16 protein-coding genes and 1 pseudogene are annotated in these 17,557 nt (G+C 40.6%); 7 read left to right on the top strand and 10 right to left on the bottom strand.

The genetic code is table 11. The features are described 5' to 3' along the window. The first annotated feature begins 39 nt into the window (after nt 1-39). Both dkgB and ACG9ZB_RS09730 read left to right on the top strand, forming a co-directional pair. The gene (gene dkgB / locus ACG9ZB_RS09735) at nt 40-846 is read left to right on the top strand and encodes a 2,5-didehydrogluconate reductase DkgB (RefSeq protein WP_419325536.1); all 807 of its coding nucleotides are present in this window, start codon (nt 40-42) and stop codon (nt 844-846) included. Between the two features lie 8 nt (nt 847-854). Further along, nucleotides 855-2,024 (top strand): MFS transporter, encoded by a 1,170-nt coding sequence (locus tag ACG9ZB_RS09730; protein ID WP_419325535.1) that lies wholly within the window; start codon nt 855-857, stop codon nt 2,022-2,024. 4 nt (nt 2,025-2,028) lie between these two features. Here the strand turns inward: ACG9ZB_RS09730 and ACG9ZB_RS09725 are convergent, their stop codons facing one another. From ACG9ZB_RS09725 to ACG9ZB_RS09715, 3 genes are all read right to left on the bottom strand, one after another. Then, on the bottom strand, nt 2,029-3,177 hold the full coding sequence (locus ACG9ZB_RS09725; RefSeq protein WP_419325533.1) for a YheT family hydrolase: 1,149 nt from the start codon (nt 3,175-3,177) through the stop codon (nt 2,029-2,031). Nucleotides 3,178-3,257: 80 nt separating this feature from the next. Next, the gene (locus tag ACG9ZB_RS09720; RefSeq protein ID WP_058869811.1) at nt 3,258-3,671 is read right to left on the bottom strand and encodes a nuclear transport factor 2 family protein; all 414 of its coding nucleotides are present in this window, start codon (nt 3,669-3,671) and stop codon (nt 3,258-3,260) included. A gap of 195 nt (nt 3,672-3,866) precedes the next feature. Then, the gene (locus ACG9ZB_RS09715) at nt 3,867-5,891 is read right to left on the bottom strand and encodes an FAD-dependent oxidoreductase (RefSeq protein WP_419325531.1); all 2,025 of its coding nucleotides are present in this window, start codon (nt 5,889-5,891) and stop codon (nt 3,867-3,869) included. A gap of 169 nt (nt 5,892-6,060) precedes the next feature. On the opposite strand from ACG9ZB_RS09715, the gene ACG9ZB_RS09710 reads away from it, so the two are divergent. Both ACG9ZB_RS09710 and ACG9ZB_RS09705 read left to right on the top strand, forming a co-directional pair. After that, nucleotides 6,061-6,600 carry a PadR family transcriptional regulator gene (locus ACG9ZB_RS09710; RefSeq protein WP_010326972.1) on the top strand — a complete coding sequence of 180 codons (540 nt, stop codon included), beginning with the start codon at nt 6,061-6,063 and terminating at the stop codon, nt 6,598-6,600. A gap of 22 nt (nt 6,601-6,622) precedes the next feature. Continuing rightward, nucleotides 6,623-7,534, top strand: coding sequence for an alpha/beta fold hydrolase (locus ACG9ZB_RS09705; RefSeq protein ID WP_419325529.1), 912 nt, complete (start codon nt 6,623-6,625; stop codon nt 7,532-7,534). A gap of 156 nt (nt 7,535-7,690) precedes the next feature. Here the strand turns inward: ACG9ZB_RS09705 and ACG9ZB_RS09700 are convergent, their stop codons facing one another. The 3 genes from ACG9ZB_RS09700 to ACG9ZB_RS09690 are packed head-to-tail and all read right to left on the bottom strand — an operon-like array spanning nt 7,691 to nt 9,706. Next, nucleotides 7,691-8,470, bottom strand: a complete 780-nt coding sequence (locus tag ACG9ZB_RS09700) for a glutathione S-transferase N-terminal domain-containing protein (RefSeq protein ID WP_419325527.1) — start codon at nt 8,468-8,470, stop codon at nt 7,691-7,693. A 49-nt stretch (nt 8,471-8,519) separates the two neighbouring features. Further along, complete coding sequence (gene rraA / locus ACG9ZB_RS09695; RefSeq protein WP_419325526.1) at nt 8,520-9,032, bottom strand: ribonuclease E activity regulator RraA; 513 nt, start codon at nt 9,030-9,032, stop codon at nt 8,520-8,522. A gap of 8 nt (nt 9,033-9,040) precedes the next feature. Next, on the bottom strand, nt 9,041-9,706 hold the full coding sequence (locus ACG9ZB_RS09690) for a nucleoside-diphosphate sugar epimerase (protein ID WP_419325525.1): 666 nt from the start codon (nt 9,704-9,706) through the stop codon (nt 9,041-9,043). A gap of 213 nt (nt 9,707-9,919) precedes the next feature. On the opposite strand from ACG9ZB_RS09690, the gene rpsT reads away from it, so the two are divergent. After that, the gene (rpsT, locus tag ACG9ZB_RS09685) at nt 9,920-10,186 is read left to right on the top strand and encodes a 30S ribosomal protein S20 (protein ID WP_004696602.1); all 267 of its coding nucleotides are present in this window, start codon (nt 9,920-9,922) and stop codon (nt 10,184-10,186) included. A 235-nt stretch (nt 10,187-10,421) separates the two neighbouring features. Here rpsT and ACG9ZB_RS09680 read toward each other — a convergent pair whose 3' ends face one another. After that, nucleotides 10,422-13,046 carry a M66 family metalloprotease gene (locus ACG9ZB_RS09680; protein WP_419325590.1) on the bottom strand — a complete coding sequence of 875 codons (2,625 nt, stop codon included), beginning with the start codon at nt 13,044-13,046 and terminating at the stop codon, nt 10,422-10,424. 459 nt (nt 13,047-13,505) lie between these two features. Between ACG9ZB_RS09680 and ACG9ZB_RS09675 the strand changes: the two genes are divergently transcribed. Continuing rightward, nucleotides 13,506-13,871, top strand: a complete 366-nt coding sequence (locus tag ACG9ZB_RS09675; RefSeq protein WP_419325524.1) for a hypothetical protein — start codon at nt 13,506-13,508, stop codon at nt 13,869-13,871. Between the two features lie 210 nt (nt 13,872-14,081). Here ACG9ZB_RS09675 and ACG9ZB_RS09670 read toward each other — a convergent pair whose 3' ends face one another. After that, a complete protein-coding gene (locus tag ACG9ZB_RS09670; RefSeq protein ID WP_078388778.1) occupies nt 14,082-14,813 on the bottom strand; it encodes a histidine phosphatase family protein in 732 nt (243 codons plus the stop codon). Nucleotides 14,814-14,867: 54 nt separating this feature from the next. Beyond that, complete coding sequence (locus ACG9ZB_RS09665; protein WP_419325523.1) at nt 14,868-15,722, bottom strand: 3'(2'),5'-bisphosphate nucleotidase CysQ family protein; 855 nt, start codon at nt 15,720-15,722, stop codon at nt 14,868-14,870. Between the two features lie 506 nt (nt 15,723-16,228). Here ACG9ZB_RS09665 and ACG9ZB_RS09660 point away from each other — a divergent pair. After that, nucleotides 16,229-16,876: pseudogene (locus ACG9ZB_RS09660) on the top strand (IS1595 family transposase). Between the two features lie 17 nt (nt 16,877-16,893). Here the strand turns inward: ACG9ZB_RS09660 and ACG9ZB_RS09655 are convergent. Continuing rightward, nucleotides 16,894-17,298 carry a hypothetical protein gene (locus ACG9ZB_RS09655; RefSeq protein WP_419325521.1) on the bottom strand — a complete coding sequence of 135 codons (405 nt, stop codon included), beginning with the start codon at nt 17,296-17,298 and terminating at the stop codon, nt 16,894-16,896. Nucleotides 17,299-17,557 lie beyond the last annotated feature (259 nt).

Genomic DNA, 17,557 nt, shown 5'->3' with positions numbered 1-17,557 from the left:
AAATAGTCTCATTCCATAAAACAAGTTATCAAGCAAAAAATGAATATCGTTCCTCAATTCGGCCTAGGTACTTTCCGTTTAACAGGTGACACTGTGATTCAGTCTGTGAAAACTGCACTAGAAGTCGGTTATCGTGCGGTCGATACTGCTCAAATCTATGGTAATGAAGCCGAAGTTGGTCAAGCCATTGAACTCAGTGGTATCAATCGTCAAGATCTGTTTCTCACCACAAAAATCTGGACGGAAAATTATTCAGCAGAAAAATTGATTCCAAGCTTAAAAGAAAGTTTGCATAAACTAAAAAACGATGCAGTGAATCTAACCTTGATCCACTGGCCTGCCCCAAGTACAGGTGTAAACATTACAGAACTCATGCAGAACTTATTGGAAGCGAAACAACAAGGTTTGACCGAACACATTGGTATTTCTAACTTTAATATTGAGCTGACTCAACAGGCGATTGAGAGTATTGGGCTAGAAAACATCGCAACCAACCAAATTGAACTCAGTCCTTACTTACAAAACCATCAACTGGTTGATTTCATGCAAGCGCAAAACATTGATGTCACTTCATATATGACACTGGCTTACGGTAAGGTTTTGAATGATCCTGTTTTAATGCACATCGCGCAGCAGCATCAGGTATCGACGGCACAAATTAGTTTGGCTTGGGCATTACAACGTGGTTTTGCAGTCATACCGTCATCAATCAAACGTGAACACTTGATGTCCAACTTAAAGGCACAAGAGATTCAACTGTCGAGTGAAGAAATGATGGAAATTACGCAATTAGACCGAAATCAACGTGAAGTTAATCCTGAAGGATTAGCACCAATTTGGGATTGAGCATCGCTATGAAAATTAATTTTCCACTTTTGGCGCTTGCGGTGGGTGCTTTTGCCATTGGAACCACCGAGTTTTCACCCATGGGCTTTTTGCCTGAAATTGCCAACGATTTATCCGTTTCAATTCCACAAGCTGGACTGCTGATTAGTGCCTATGCAGTAGGCGTCATGATTGGGGCTCCGCTCATGACCTTATGGCTGGCACGCTTTTCTAAGAAAACAGCTTTAATCCTATTGATGGCTATTTTCACGATTGGGAATGTGTTGGCAACCGTTGCACCTGATTATATGAGTCTCATGGGGGCACGTTTAATTACCAGTTTAAACCATGGTGCATTCTTTGGCTTAGGTTCGGTGGTGGCAGCCAGTGTTGTGCCTAAAGATAAACAAGCCAGTGCGGTCGCCATGATGTTTATGGGTCTCACCATTGCCAATATTGGCGGTGTACCACTTGCGACATGGCTCAGTCAAAATACCAGTTGGCGCATGGCTTTTGCTGCGATTTCAATCTTAGGCATTATAACCATGTTGGCACTATGGAAAGCACTCCCGCAAGATCACGATGTGGTTAAACCGAATGTAGCAAAAGAATTGCGCGTTTTAACACGTGCGCCTGTCGTCCTTGCTTTATTAACCACGGTCATGAGCGCGGGCGCCATGTTTGCGTTATATACCTACATTGCTCCGAGCCTACATGTATTTATGCATGCATCACCGCAAACCATTACCTTGATGTTGGTGTTAACCGGGATTGGTTTCTCCATTGGTAATCATTTGGGTGGAAAGTTTGCCGATCTATCCCTAGAGAAAACTCTGATAGGCTTCCTTGTCCTTTTGATGGTGATGATGCTTGTTTTCCCAGTATTAGCGCAAACAACTGTTGGTGCAGCGATTGGCTTAGTGATTTGGGGTGCAGCAGCATTTGCGGTAGTACCACCACTGCAAATGCGCGTCATGTCAGTCGCAGCAGATGCGCCTGGTCTTGCCTCTTCAGTCAACATTGGTGCGTTTAACTTAGGTAATGCCTTAGGTGCCTTTGCAGGTGCAACGGTACTGAGTATGCAACTCAGCTATGCAGCAGTTTCATATGCAGGTGCCGCACTCAGCTTTATGGCCTTGATCTTGGTCTTACTGCAAATGAAGTTCGGTCTTAGCAAGAAAGCCTGTGAAGCCGTTTAAGCCTTTACACTGCTGAACCAATCAAAAAAGACCCACACTGCTGTAAGTCTTTTTTTAGTGTTTTTTGATGTTCCAGTTTCAAAAAGTCCGCAATCAGCTTGGTTGCCCAAGACTCGGTATTGAGTACCCCTTCATAGAAGCCACAATGACTGCCTTTTTTGGTGGTCACTACCGCAATATTCGGCATTTGACGGATCATGTCTTTATACGGTTCAAAATTTTTAATATGACAAACGGGATCATCCTCTGCATTTAAAATCAGCAATGGAATGGTGACATTTTCAAATACATAGATTGGGTTTGTGGCTTGTTTATAACTGTCATAGTCCACATAACCCGCCATTTCATAATAACTCGACTCAAACTCAGCCAAGGTTTTAGTCATTAAAACTTGCGAGACAGACGCCGTTTCTTGCCACGTTTGCTGATAAGGAAAAATAAATTTCTTAAACAGTTTCTTGGTCATGACCTTACTGTAAAAGGGATGCACATTTACAAAACCCAACTCCGTGTTATAACCCGGACACAGGGCAAAGGCCGCCTTAAAAGGGGTTTGACTCCCTTCTTCACCCAAATAACGCACCAAAAGCCCCGTTCCCGCAGAAGAACCAACCGCATACAACGTTGAACTTGGAAATGTAATTTGAATAAAGGCAATTTGCTCACGTAAATCATCGGTTGAACCAAAAAGATTCATTTTGGGTACAGGCATTGGAAGGTCTGCATGTCCACGGCGTAAGCACAGTGCAATGCGCCAACCCGTATAGCGATTTAAATCACGCACCACCTCACGCATACTTTCAGGAGAGCCCGTAATCGTATGCATAACCACAACCGTTGGCGTCACTTCAGGCAAGTCATAACCGAACCACATAATGCCAGTGACCCCACCGTCTTGCATGTCTAATTGATCAAAATGATCGTATTCCAATTGAATCCGACGCTTTTGAATCACATCAAAATATAAAAGATGGGCATGCGTGTTGGATAACCACGGTGTTGGTCTGTACTTTTCCTGAAGCTGTGTAAGCGCCCCAACAGTCTCTTGAATTTGCCCTTGCGGGTTAACATAGAGCTTCGGTTGTTCCGCACCAGTCACTCGATCCCACGCCGTTTGGCTTAATTGGTTTAGCAAACTGAACACAGCATTCATATCAGTAACTTCTTTTTCCTATCTTTCTTGGTGATGCATCAATTTTCGTGCCTAACTATAAATAACAAGTCACACGTTTATCATCCAGCTTGAGGTGCAAAAGCTGCCATTCGCTGTCCCATTTGTATAGCTAAGGCCTCTAGCCCCGATTTAGGACGGATCATCACTTCAAAATCTACAATTTGACCTTGCTCATTAAAACGAATCATGTCAATCCCTTTGAGCTTTTTTTCGCCGACATTGGCAGAAAACTCAAGGACGACACTTAAACCATCTTCTGTAAAAAATTCACGGTGGTAAGTAAAGTTTTCAAAAACCTGAATCACATTAGTTAAAATAAAAAAAACCACCTGCTTACCTGAATAAGGATTAAATGCCACAGGTGAACGAAATACGACATCTTCTGCTAAAAGCTCATTTAGGATACTCATATCACGTGTCATGACCATATCATGCCAGCGTACCAAGGCTTGTTTTGTTGTTGCTAAACTCATTCTTATGTCCTTATGAAAGTGAATCTACTCAAATCTAATTGCAATAAAAGCACATTCTCTTGCACCATATATGATTCAAAGAAAAGGCAACACGAGGGAAAAGATAAGATTTTGGAAAATATCTCCCCCAAACCCTCTCCGTATAGGAGAGGGAGCTTGATTACAAATTTTAAGCGGATAAATGATTGTTATCGATTAAATGGTCGCAGCCAGTTCAGCGCCTTGACGAATCGCACGCTTCGCATCCAACTCACCTGCTTCTTTCGCACCACCAATCAAATGCACATTTTTACCATCGGCTTTTAACTGGTCGTACATTGCAGTATAAGACTCTTGTCCTGCACAGATAATCACGTGATCAACCTCTAAAACCGTTGGCTGCTCATTCACTGTAATGTGGAGGCCTTGATCATCAATTTTGTCGTAGCTTGCACCTGCAATCATTTTTACATCGCGATGTTTTAGCCCTGTACGGTGAATCCAACCCGTGGTTTTACCTAAGCTTGCACCGACTGCCTTCGCTTTACGCTGTAGAAGGTAAATTTCACGATCTGACTGCTCCAAGACTGGCTGTTTTAAGCCACCGACATGCGCATAGCTGGTGTCGATTCCCCACTCATCATAGAATTTTTGTGGGTTTAAACTACCACTTTCACCTTCATGGCTTAAGTATTCTGCCGTATCGAAACCAATACCACCCGCACCAATAATCGCGACTTTTTTACCGACAGGCTTACGCTCACGTAGAACTTCGATATAGCTCAACACTTTCGGATGATCAATCCCTTCAATAGTCAGCTCACGTGGAGTAACGCCTGTTGCAACCACAATGTCATCATAATTTTCAGCGCTCAGTTCCTCATAAGTTGCGGTATGATTCAGCACCAATTTGATATTGGGTTGTAATTCAATTTTACGTTTGAAATAACGCAGTGTTTCGTAAAACTCTTCTTTACCAGGAATAGTCTTCGCAATATTAAACTGACCACCAATCTGACTTGCTGCTTCAAAAATAGTCACTTGATTCCCACGGTCAGCAGCATATGTTGCAAAACTCAAACCTGCAGGCCCAGCACCAATCACCGCAATATTTTTCTTAGCCGCACTTTCTTTAAAAATCAGTTCAGTTTCATAGCATGCACGCGGGTTGACTAAACATGTCGCAATTTGCATGGAGAAAATTTGATCTAAACAGGCTTGGTTACAACCAATACAAGTATTGATTTCATCGCTACGACCTTGTTCTGCTTTCAGTACAAACTCCGCGTCTGCAAGCATTGGGCGTGCCATAGACACCATATCAGCATCACCCTGAGCCAAAACATGTTCAGCCATTTCAGGGGTATTAATACGGTTAGACGTCACCAAAGGAATTTGAACCGATCCTTTTAGCTTCTTGGTCACCCATGTAAATGCCGCACGTGGTACTTTGGTTGCAATCGTTGGAATACGTGCTTCATGCCAACCAATACCTGTGTTGATAATGGTTGCACCCGCCTTTTCAATTTCTTTGGCAAGCTGAATGACTTCTTCTAAAGTCGAACCACCTTCAACCAAATCCAACATTGAAAGACGATAAATAATAATAAAGTTTTCACCCACTTCTGCACGAGTGCGTTTTACGATTTCAATCGGGAAACGAATACGGTTTTCATAGCTTCCACCCCATTCATCATCGCGATGGTTGGTACGTGCCGCAATGAATTCATTGATTAAGTAGCCTTCTGAACCCATGATTTCAACACCATCATAGCCAGCAACTTGTGACAATTTTGCACAATTCACAAAGTCCGCAATAGTCTGATTCACTTCAGCAGAAGTCAAAGCATGAGGTTTTACAGGGTTAATCGGTGCTTGAATCGCAGAAGGTGCAACGTTTTCAGCCTGATAAGAATAACGACCTGTATGTAAAATCTGTAATGCAATTTTACCACCCGCATCATGTACGGCTTGTGTAATGACTTTATGCTTTTCCGCTTCTTCTAAAGTATCTAACTTAGAACCACCGTGAAAAGTCACACCATGATCATTCGGTGAAATACCACCTGTTACAATGAGTCCTACACCGCCAGCGGCACGCTCTGCATAAAATGCCGCCATGCGATCATAACCACCTTCAACTTCTTCAAGTCCAACGTGCATAGATCCCATTAATACGCGGTTTTTTAATGTGGTAAAGCCTAAATCTAAAGGCGCAAGTAAATGCGGATAATTAGACATGTGTACTCCTTGGCGTGCTTTCGCTGGCTGGTATTTTAAATACAAGGTTAGATCAAATTATTTAATGCAACAAGTTGCACAATGTTTATCTTTATAATCGAGATTTGTTTTTTATGCAACATGTTGCATAATGACTCTACGTCCATTTTAATTGCGAAATATTACCGAAATGTCATTAGCTCATGTTTTATTGACCAGTTTGATTGAAAAACCAAGCACAGGTATTGAGTTAGCGCGTCGTTTTGACCGTTCAATGGGCTTCTTTTGGAATGCAACACATCAACAGATATATAGAGAACTCAGCGCTATGCAGAGCAAAGGCTGGATTTCAACGATAGAAGATGATGGTGCAACCTCGCGTAAAAAAACCTATCAGGCAGAACAGCTCGGACGTACAGAACTTGCCGACTGGCTGGTAAAACAAAGCCCACCTGCCCAGCTCCGTGAAGAACTAATGGTGAGACTGCGTGTTGAGGCTCAGCTTGGCGGCAATACGGTTTTACCTGAACTGGAACGACATCTCATCCTACACAAAGAAAAACTACAAATTTACCAAAGCATTTTTGCCAAAGACTTTGGTCATGCTGAAGAAAATGATCGCACCTTATATATTCATAGAATGATTTTACAACTTGGAATTAATTTAGAATGTGGTTGGATTGAGTGGCTAGAGACCATGATTCCAGCACTTAAAAACTTCGAAAAATAATAAGCCACGCAAAGGATTGACCATGCCACATTATTTAATGCCAGATGGCGAAAAACTCTATGTTCGAGAATTTGGACAAGGTGCACCTGTACTGGTCTTATCTGGTTTAGGAATGCAAAGTTGGCAATGGCTGCCTTTTTTATATCAACACCGTAAAAAGTACCACTTTTACATTCCTGACTGGCGGGGTTTTGGTGGTTCAGCACAGTGCAAAATTCCCGCACTGGATGCAATTTCCAGCCACTGGCAAGATTTAAACTGCTTTCTAAATCAATATGCTGATACAGCATTCCATGTGATTGCCTACTCTATGGGCGCCACGACAGCCATGCATGCTATGCAATATGGTCGCTTTCAAGACCATATCAGTAGCTATTTACACATTGACCAAACCCCCAAAATTAGCGTCGACGCAGACTGGCCACATGGTTTATTTGCTGAAAAGCATGCTGACTTCAAAGTCATCCTACAAAACATTGCAGACCTATTGGCCCAAAATGCACAGTACCGTTTGGTCTCAGACTTAACAGCGTCTATGCGTACAGAACTGGTTAAGCAATGGTTGGCTTTTATTCAACTGCAAGCCAAACCCTCTCGAACTGCGGCTTTATTTCAAAAAGCATTTCACCAGCCATACTTGCAAAAATTCATGCTCCCAATCCAGCGATTAGACTATATGGCTTGGTATATTCAAAATTATCTTGATCATCAAGAAGATTATCGCAGTGTCCTCCGTCAGCTTGACCGACCGGCTACATTTTTTATTGGTGAAGACTCAAAACTTTATCCTGCCCAAGGACAAAAGCTGATTGCCTCAAGCGTACCGCATGCAAAAATGGTAATCTTTAAAAAATCTGGGCATACGCCTTTAATGAGTGAACCGCGCAAATTTTCCCAAGAAATTACGCGTTTCCTCAATGCTACGGATGTTTGAATGTGTGTCGTATTATCAATCAAATAATGAATATTTTTATAAAAACTAAATACATATCCAATTAATCATTACATTGTAATGACAAAAACAGAGCAACCCGATAAAAACATCAATGCTTGGGAATTAAAAAAGGCATCTCTTAGAGATGCCTTTTTCTTATGCTGCATAGGTCTGCTTGAGATAAGCAACAATATCTGCCGACTCAAACAAAGCTGTTTCAGTATTCGGATCAACCAAATATGGCACTTGAATATCACGCCCCATCACCTGCATGACTTGCTCACGCTTTCCACCTGCCAAAGGTACATATTTGCCCGGCTTTAAACGCAGTACTGCTGGGCCTTGATCTTGCCAACGTTCTTTAGCCACATTATGAAACTTAAAAGGGAGCTCCAACTCGGTAAGTAAACCACGGACAATCCGAGTATAAGGACTGGCTTCAAATCCCCAAAGTTGTAACAGCTGTTCTGGCGCTGCACGATCTTTAATGCTCTTGTTGATCCACACCCCACTCGCACCATTTACCAATGTCCCGACATAAGCAACATAAGGCGTTTTGGGATAATGTGCATACTTTTTCGGTGTTTTACCACTGCGACCATATTGTTCAAACAAGTAGTGAATAATATCTTCAGACTCGTACAGCTTGGTGTCTGTATTTTCATCGAGTAAAAAAGGAAATTGGGTTTTCCCACCCAACTGTTTCACCAAAGGACGATATTTAGTTCCACCCTTAGGACATGGATACACTTCATAATCTAAGTTCAACAAAGTCAATACTTCACGCACACGACGACAATATGGCGAGCCTTCAAACTCATAGAGCTTTAAAGGTTGCTCAGGTTGTTTAGGATGTGGCGTTCCATTTACACCACGCCCACCTTGTGCAAGCGCCGAAAAAAGAGCCTGAATCACTTTAATTTGATGCTTCACCATATTACACGTCCATATCTTTTGTTTATGTTGTTATGAGTCTGGTTGGTGTTTATTCATCGACCAGTTTTTCTTTTGCAATGACAATGCCGTTATTATCCGCATAGAGATAATCACCTGATTGAATGGTGACACCACCAAAATGCAAGCTGATATCAACTTCCCCTACACCCTTACGGTTACTTTTTTGTGGAATAGCGGCTAAAGCATGCACCCCTAAATCTAGTTCAGCAATGGCATCTACATCACGGACACAGCCATAAATCACCACACCATTCCAGTGATTTTTGACTGCTGACTCCGCAATTAAGTCTCCCATCAAGGCACAGCGCATTGAAGCGCCACCATCCACAACCAATACTTTACCCGTACCATCTGTTGCTAATAGCTCTTTCACTCGTGAGTTATCTTCAAAGCATTTAACCGTAACCACCTCACCACCAAAGGTTTTACGCGCACCATAGCTCCTAAAGAACTTACCATCCATCGATGGGCTGACCACTTGTAAATCAAGTTCAGGATGATCATCCAATAAATCGCATGTCACAAATGCTGTCGTCACCACACTTCCCCTCATTTTGTCTTTTGTATACGTAAATTATCATATATTTCAAATTTCTCGGTCTGCGTTTGGGCAGCCTCGACCATAGTATGAGCCACTTGTTCTGCTGTCACTGGCTTATATTTAAAATGCTTTGGTATAAAATGCGATAGTTTGGTATAAGCCTTTTGGAATATATCTTCCAACACGCGACCTTCATTACGCTGTCCGATCAGTAAGGATGGCTGCATAATACTGACCTTATATAAATCGAGCCCGCGAATAGCCTCTTCAAGCTCACCTTTGACGCGATTATAGAAAATTTTTGAATTGGCTTGCGCACCCAAGGCACTGATCAACACATAATGGGTTTTGGTCAAAACAAACAACTCCGCAAAATGCGCATTCACCACATAGTCGATGGCATAAAACTGCTCTTTTGAGCCAGCTTTCTTTAAAGTCGTCCCCAAACAACTAAAAGCATGACTGTAGCCCTGAACATCTTCATGGTTGAGTAATAAAAAATCATCCAGCTCCAGTTGCTGAACTTTATCATAGTGATCGAGCTGCACATTATGCTTTCTGACCACAGCCAGTATTTTGCTACAACTTGGCAGTTGTTGTAATTGTTGAATCAGGTTTAAGCCCACCAAACCCGTTGCTCCAATCACAATCGCTTGTTCTATATTTTGTGTCATTTTTATACAAACTCCCATGCAGATGGCTAATCTTACCTTTTCTTTAGAATTTTTATGTATCTTAAATATAGTCAAAGCATGTCAAGACTTGACTTCACTGCGTATATTAATCAAAATATGCCACTTGTTTACGGGCTGGTGATTGTTCTTCTGATGTGGTTTTCAGTTTGAATTTCAGCCCGCCCAGACCAATCTATTTCAAGGAGTGCACGAGTGGCAAACTCTGCTCAAGCTAAAAAACGTGCTCGTCAAAACGTTAAAGCACGCAAACACAACGCAAGCTTACGTTCTATGGTTCGTACTTACATCAAACGTACAGTAGCTGCTATCGCTGCTGGTGATTACGCAGTTGCTTCTGAAGCGTACAAAACTGCTGTACCAGTAATCGACCGTATGGCTGATAAAGGCATCATCCATAAGAACAAAGCTGCTCGTCATAAGAGCCGTTTAAATGCACAAGTTAAAGCTTTAGCTAACTAATTTATGCATTAAAAAAAGCCCTTTTTAAAGGGCTTTTTTTTGTATCTATTTTTTGAATTTTCACACTACGCACACTTTTTTCAGTACATCTGTTCCTTAACAATACAGCTTAAAACCCAAATAAAATCCATCAGCCCTCTCTAGCACCCACAAAAACATCTACTTGCAAAAAAAAGCCCCTACTAGGGAGCTCTTTTCATTTAATTTTCAATAATTTAACCATATGAGCAGTGGTTTAATTCAAAGATTGAGTTTTCAGGTTTTTCACTAAAATATCAATATTTCTTGATGTTACCCCAGCTAAAATCAAGCTTGTATTTTGGTTCAGCATTGTCCATCTTTGATTATTATTTCCAGAGCAACTATATCGAATTGCAATTTGACGGTTATTTACCAAATTACCCGAGTTTAGATCTAAGCACTGTCCTGATTGTTTAATAGCAGACGTCGTGGCATCCATTGACCACACTTGTGCTGCATTATTCATCATACAGTCAGTCAAGGTAACTTTAGCACTTCCCCCATTACCCGTTAGACACTGCCCCATAGCCGCCTTGCTATGGATACGCCCTAAACTGTCATAAACCCACTGCTCGGTCTCATCAGCAGTACAAGCCGATGGGCCACTAATGTAAACATCCATTTTTTGATTTGCAGTTAACTCCGTTTTTAAACAATTTTTGTTGTTTTTTAACAAAGTACTTTGTGCAAGTGGATCAGCTTGTTGTAAACCTAGCTGCTTGATAAAAGCATTGAGTGCATCAATCGCAGCAGGTAGATCTTTGGCCAAATCATCATAATAAACATTTACCCAACGATTTAAACGCATCCACCTAGTTTCTTGCTCTTCATAACGCTCAAGTACCTGCTGTGCAGCTAAACTCATCTCATTTTTATATGACTTATAAGACTGATAAAGCATTGAACCATTTGGTGACAAAACAATAAGATTGTTCGCCGCTTGATTCAGTAGCTCTTGCTCAAGTAGAGGCAACTCCACATCGCGTAAGGCTTTATAACCCTGTGCTTTACCAATTTTAACTGCAGGTGTAATAGCCGTAGCATATTGGGGAATCACTGTCGTCGATAATAATTTGGCAGCAGCATTGGCCTGCTTACAATATAAATCAACTTTCTGAGGGTGATCTGCAAGCGCTAAATTGACATGTAATTTATTGGCATTACTACCTAATCGTGTCGGAGCCAGCGCAATATTGGTTACTGTATTTGGATACTGTACATTTAACCAACATGCATCCTGATTTACCGCAGTATTTGCAGCAGGTAAATCATAGGCATTGCCCCAGTTTGAACGTGCCGCAGGATATAGTAACCCAACCTTTGCCACAGGGTCATATCCACCCAAAATGGTCACTACAGGCTCACCAAAAACACGTGGGCGTAAATAGTTTTGCTTTGGTTGATACCAAACAGGTGCAGCAGAATCTGGCATATTAGGCTGAATCACCTCCATCTGCCGTGTGACTTCATTCCATTTTTTATAGCCCGTTGGTGAAGTCTTATCCCACACATAGCGGTTAAAGTGCGGTTGAATTTTTAAATAAGTGCTATAGCCCGTATAGTGAGTATAACGTGAAACTGAGCTTGATGCATAACCACCAGACATTGCATCTCGGCTATGTGGATATAAAGCTAAAAAATTTGCAATTCCTGTAGAAGAAGCCCATAAATCCTTATTATTCCAAATCAAATTTCCCCGCATCATATTGCGATACGGAATATAACCCCAACCACTATCCGCATGATGTGAAGTCCAAAACTGGTTATCACCTTCCTGCCCAGGATAATGCCCCAGTCCATAGTGGTGTCCAATTTCATGACTAAACTCGTTTCCAACCGAATCATACAACGTCAGCATGCCGTTACCACCACTTAAGCCATGATTACTTTCGCCATTGGCATATTTTCCACGGCTATGGTGTGCAACAACGGTTTGGGTTAATTGTGGTTGATTTTGACTTGCCATCGAAGCACTGGTAATGCCCCAGTTTGCTAGGTTAATGCCCACGCTAAATGTCGACTTACCTACGTTTTCACGCATGTCACCCTCATAAACCCCGCCTTGGCTAGCACTTGCAGTATCGTAAATCGTCCCGTCGGCAATCATGACGCGATCCAACTGAATATCATCATATTTTGCAACGGTCATTTCAGCAGCAGGAATCGTTTGAAAGTAATCTGAACCTGCCCGAACAGGATCATTCAGCATATAGTGACCATTAGAGACAGGAGGAGCCGTTAACATACCGATACGAATATTGTTTAAGACCAACTCTCCTGGAGAGCCAAAATCAATTTTGTCTTCCGAAATTTGTCCCTGACGTCCATGAGAATCTTTGAGCTGAATACGCAAACCTGGACGTATTTCATCCCAATTGAGTCGAGCACTCCACGCACGTTTACTATATTGCACACGCGCACGCTCATCGGTATTAGTTTGATCAGACTGAGGAATCTTAGTTGGATCGTTAAATGTAACTGTGCGGAGCAACTGATTATTCATGTAAATATCAGCACTCAGACCATCAATTTTCCCCATGCTATCAGTTGGCGTAACTAACAATAGCGCTTCTTTTTCCATCGTCAGACGCGGCATTTTTTTACTTTCATTACCATTTGGATCAACCACATGACTCTGACCAAATTGCAGCATTGCTTCGAAGTTACCAGTTAAGTCATTTCGTATCACACGTGTTCTTGAGTTTGCATCGTAATCAAAATAACCCAATGTATTTCCATCAGCCACATCCTGTGTAGGTTCAGCATAGGTTTTCACTACAGGCGTTGTAGAGTTTTCGGTTCCACTTTCTCCACCACCTCCACCACACGCAACTAACATCAGTGTTACAATGCAAAGACTTAGCTTGCAATACAAGAACTCATTCACACTTTTCACATCTTCCCCCAAAATAGTCACAAATAAAAATTAAAAACCATTAATAATTCATATAAATCAAAAGCTTAATTATTTAACACTATTTTCTATACATATTCAATTTACATAATTTGTCACTTCAGGACATATTTTTTATCGGTCTTGAAACTAATGCCCGAAAAATAAAAGTTCTGTGACAGGGCTTGAACTTATGAAAAATAATGATGAGTTATACATTTAAATTTGCACCAATATAGTGCCAATATTTGTCAGTTTTTTTTAAATATATTTCAATTAATTTTCTTTGTAAGCATGTAGCTTATTTTAATTTCTAGATCCAAAATGACTAAAATCCCATAAATAAATTATGGTATTTTGTTTTCTTATAATGAAACCACATAGAATGTTCTACTTGGGAATAGCATGATTAATAAATTTCTTCCAACACTTGAAAAATTCCAACTGACAGAACAACAATATATTGAGTATTTTCATGCCAAAGGTGAAAAAGACATACTCGCCAAAGTCATCTCAAATATGCGTGGAACCGCAGAAATTCAGGCCTCTCAGGGCGTTGACGCGTGGTTAGGTTATGGCGTCTATTTACCTGCAATTGAACGTATTTTTGCACTACACCAAGGAGAAACGGAAGCTGAGTTTTATGACCGCACTCAATATCCAGCTGATGTTGTCAATGCTTATACCCTTTCGAATCATGAGATTGCCACGCTCATTGCTGCAGATAAATACAATCGTATTCATCAGCACAGCGTAGCGGTGAATACCTGATTATGGCCTTTAAATGATGAAGGCCTAAGTATCGACTTGCTCGATTTTCCCAATCGACTCAAAGCAAAAATTTAAACTGATGCGATATAGCATTTAATAAGGTTGACGAATGATCGATCTATAAATCTCGTATATTCTTTTTCTCGTTCAAATGACTGCTTAAATGAAGCAACGAGATTTATAGCTGATTTTTATTATTAAACAAAGCACTTACAGATTTTGAAACTCATGAATATTCAGTTCATTCATTTCTCCGCGCCAAATCCATTTCAATTTTGATTCCAAAAACACATCTCCCTCAAACCACACAAAGAGACCTTCCATCATTTTCGGCCAGTCTTCTTTGGTCACAATCGTGCGCCCTGAAATAACCGCCAAAATCGCAGCTAAAATCGTATCATGACTGACCGCAAGGCTCAAACCATAAGGGTTGTTCGGATGCGTGTTATATATAAGCTCCAATACATCTACGACACCGTGAATCGGATGCTTCATACCAGGTAAGGCATTATTAACAAAGCTATTAATAAATCCTAAAGCGCCTTGACGCTGAAAATAAGGCCCAGCTTGCTTAATATCTAAAACAAAACTACCTGGCTCAACCAATAAACCTTGTTCGATAATTTCAATGCGGTGGGTATTCGGCTCAAGGGTTTGTCCATCTGCCCCTTGAATCATTAATGCAGCGGTATCAATACAACGTTGAATTGGGCTAGAAATACAGTGTTGTATCACTCGATCTGTATTATCGATCAGATAGGAACCCCACGCCTGAGCCAAATCGCGCCCTTGATGCGTCAACTGTAAATCATAGCCTGCAAGCCCCTGACCCGTAACAACTTCACGAATGGAATGACGTGTAAATAACGTCACTGGCGTTTTTGCATCTGGCAATAAATCGATTGCCTTCAACATACTAGGCGGGAGTAACTCTAAGGCCATAATCACTAGCAACTCAATAATTCAAAAAACACTATAGCACGCTCAATTTTTAGCTCAAGCCGACGAAGGCATTAGTTCAAGTGCTTGTAATGCCAGTTTTTTCATATCGTTATTTCGATATGCAATAAAACCACCATTCAATAAACTCAATCTTTGGTTATATACGAATGGTCGTCCCTGAAAATCAACCAAACCACCACCGATTCGCTCCAATAAACACTGTCCAGCACTGGTATCCCACTCACTCGTTGGATGAAAGCGCGGGTAAATATCGACTCGGTCTTCTAACACCATACAGAACTTATATGCACTCCCTGCGCGATACTCTTGAATAGGCGTAAGTTTTTCCAACTGCTCTAAATACACTTGATACTGCGGCTTACTCTGACTACTTTGACTTAAGCCGACTTGAACAGCACTGTGGTTTTCAACTGGAATATATTCAGACCATACCTCTTTTTCCATATTGTATTTTAAAGGCTGACCTTGTAGTGGACAGAAGTAAACTTGCTGTTCACAAGGAATAGCCAACGCCGCAAAAGTTGTATGTGAACCCTCAATAAGACTGAGATTAATGGTGAATTCAGGACGTTGATGTAAAAATTCTTTGGTGCCATCTAAAGGATCAAGCATCCAAAAAGACTGCCACTGCTGTCTATGCACATGCTGCCCTTCTTCAGAAAGCACAGGCAAATGAGGAAAGGCTTTGTTTAAAGCATCGGTAATAACTTGATTGACACGATAGTCCGCTTGCGTAACTGGTGAATGATCGGATTTTCGTTCAACTGTAAAATCACCACCTGCAACATAGGCGTGATACTCTGCTCGCAATATCTCGCATGCTTGAGTCACAATCGGTACAAGTTGCAATATCAGCGCATCTTGAGGTGCAGTTGTGGGCTTAAACATGAGATCGCCTTTTTATTCATTAAGTTATAGATTGAGAAGTTCATCTATTGGGATAGCAGCATGCTGATCACCTCGTATTCAACGGTATACAGTCACCTCAGAGTGAGAACAGGCGAACACTTTTTCAACACTGCCTTAAACATATTATACGCCTAAGACACTCAGGAAATATCACTCAATTCTAATTCTTCTTTTGACTTTGGGTTGAGTAGCCCAATCAACCTGACTTTACCTTTACCCACACCTTAAATATTGAGACTAGAGAAAGCCACAGGCTGACCGTTTCTAATTTGTGTGATTGATAGAGATCGTTTCAATTTAGCGATCTCTAAATCCATCTTGTAATTGGCGTGTTAAAACCATAATTTGATACATGACTATTTAATTCACACGCCGTAGTGCCATCAGGATATGAATCACATGCAATGACCCCACTAATGCCTTTAACGTTTTCTTCTTGCCAGTAAGGCTCTAGACTAGCAGAATAGATATTTTAGTCTAGAATAATGATAGAAAACAGCAAATTAAGTAACTATAAGATTAAAAAAATTATTCAGTGCTTTTGCATTGATATTCCTGCTTCTAAAACAGCCTTATTGCTTAACTTGAACCGTAATACCATCAACTATTGGTACATGCTTTTTAGAGAAGCAATCTACGATTATCAAACAGATTTAAGAGCAAAGTTTGTAGGTTCTATTGAAGTTGATGAGAGCTATTTTGGAGCAAAAAGACAACGTGGTTTTCATGGGAAGTTGAAGCGAGGTCGAGGTACTTTAAAACAACCTGTATTTGGAATATTTGAAAGGAATGTTCGAGTTTATACAGAAATAGTCCCTGATTGTAAAAAGACTACATTACAACAAGTTATCTTAGGTAAAGTTGCACTTGAAAGTGTAATTTATAGTGATGGTTGGCGTGGATACAATGGTTTGGTAGATGTTGGTTACTCAAAGCATTTTAGAGTAAATCATGGAGCGAATGAATTTGCCAGAGGACAATGTCATATAAATGGAATAGAAGCATTATGAAGCTTTTGTAAAAGAAGGCTAGCAAAGTTCAACTGTATATCAAAAGAGTATTTTGATTATCATCTTAAAGAAACAGAATGGCGTTGGATGAGGGAGCCTAATGAGCTAGCAACAGAGTTGTGAGAACTCATTAGGTAAAACTAAGTGCAAATCTGCTGGTCTAGAGCCAAATTCTTCTCTAAGTTAATCTCACTTATACTCATATCTTTTCGAGCACCCATTCGTTCACTTAAATAATTTTTCAATAGAGGCGTATAATCAAAAAACGTTTTGTCGTCGCCCCACTCATCCTTCCAAATACTACGTTGTGTTAAAGTAAAGGCGATGTCACTGTGTTGATTTGAGAAAAGCCTAAAACCTTCTGAAGGATGCATTTCTGGCGATTTCACAAGAAATGTGGCGTTACCGATTTGATCATTACAATCTTTGGTATTATGCAACTCTCTATAGCCTTTCTCCCAGTAACTGACATATTGATATTCAACTCTTGCAAAAATAAATATCGTCGATCTATACGCATTTTCTGATCGCCAAAACTTCCGCACTCATAAGGTTTTTCTTTTAAGCTCGGTACATCACTTGGTTTTAATACACTAACAATAACGCTCAAAATGACGATAATCATTGGTGACAATAGTATAAAGATCAAAAAATGTTTTAGCTGAATAGGCTTTCTAAGAAAATCTAAAATCATAAGTCATCTTATTTAATTATTCATTTTTTTCATGTACTCCTAAAATTAACACAAAGTATTTGAGATATAGTATTTTTTATTCAAAACACCCATCATATAAAAAAACCCAT

The sequence above is a fragment of the Acinetobacter johnsonii genome (genome assembly GCF_048551975.1).
GTDB lineage: Bacteria > Pseudomonadota > Gammaproteobacteria > Pseudomonadales > Moraxellaceae > Acinetobacter > Acinetobacter johnsonii_A.
The sequence above is the reverse complement of the archived record's forward strand: the minus strand, read 5'-3'. Positions and strand labels throughout refer to the sequence as shown.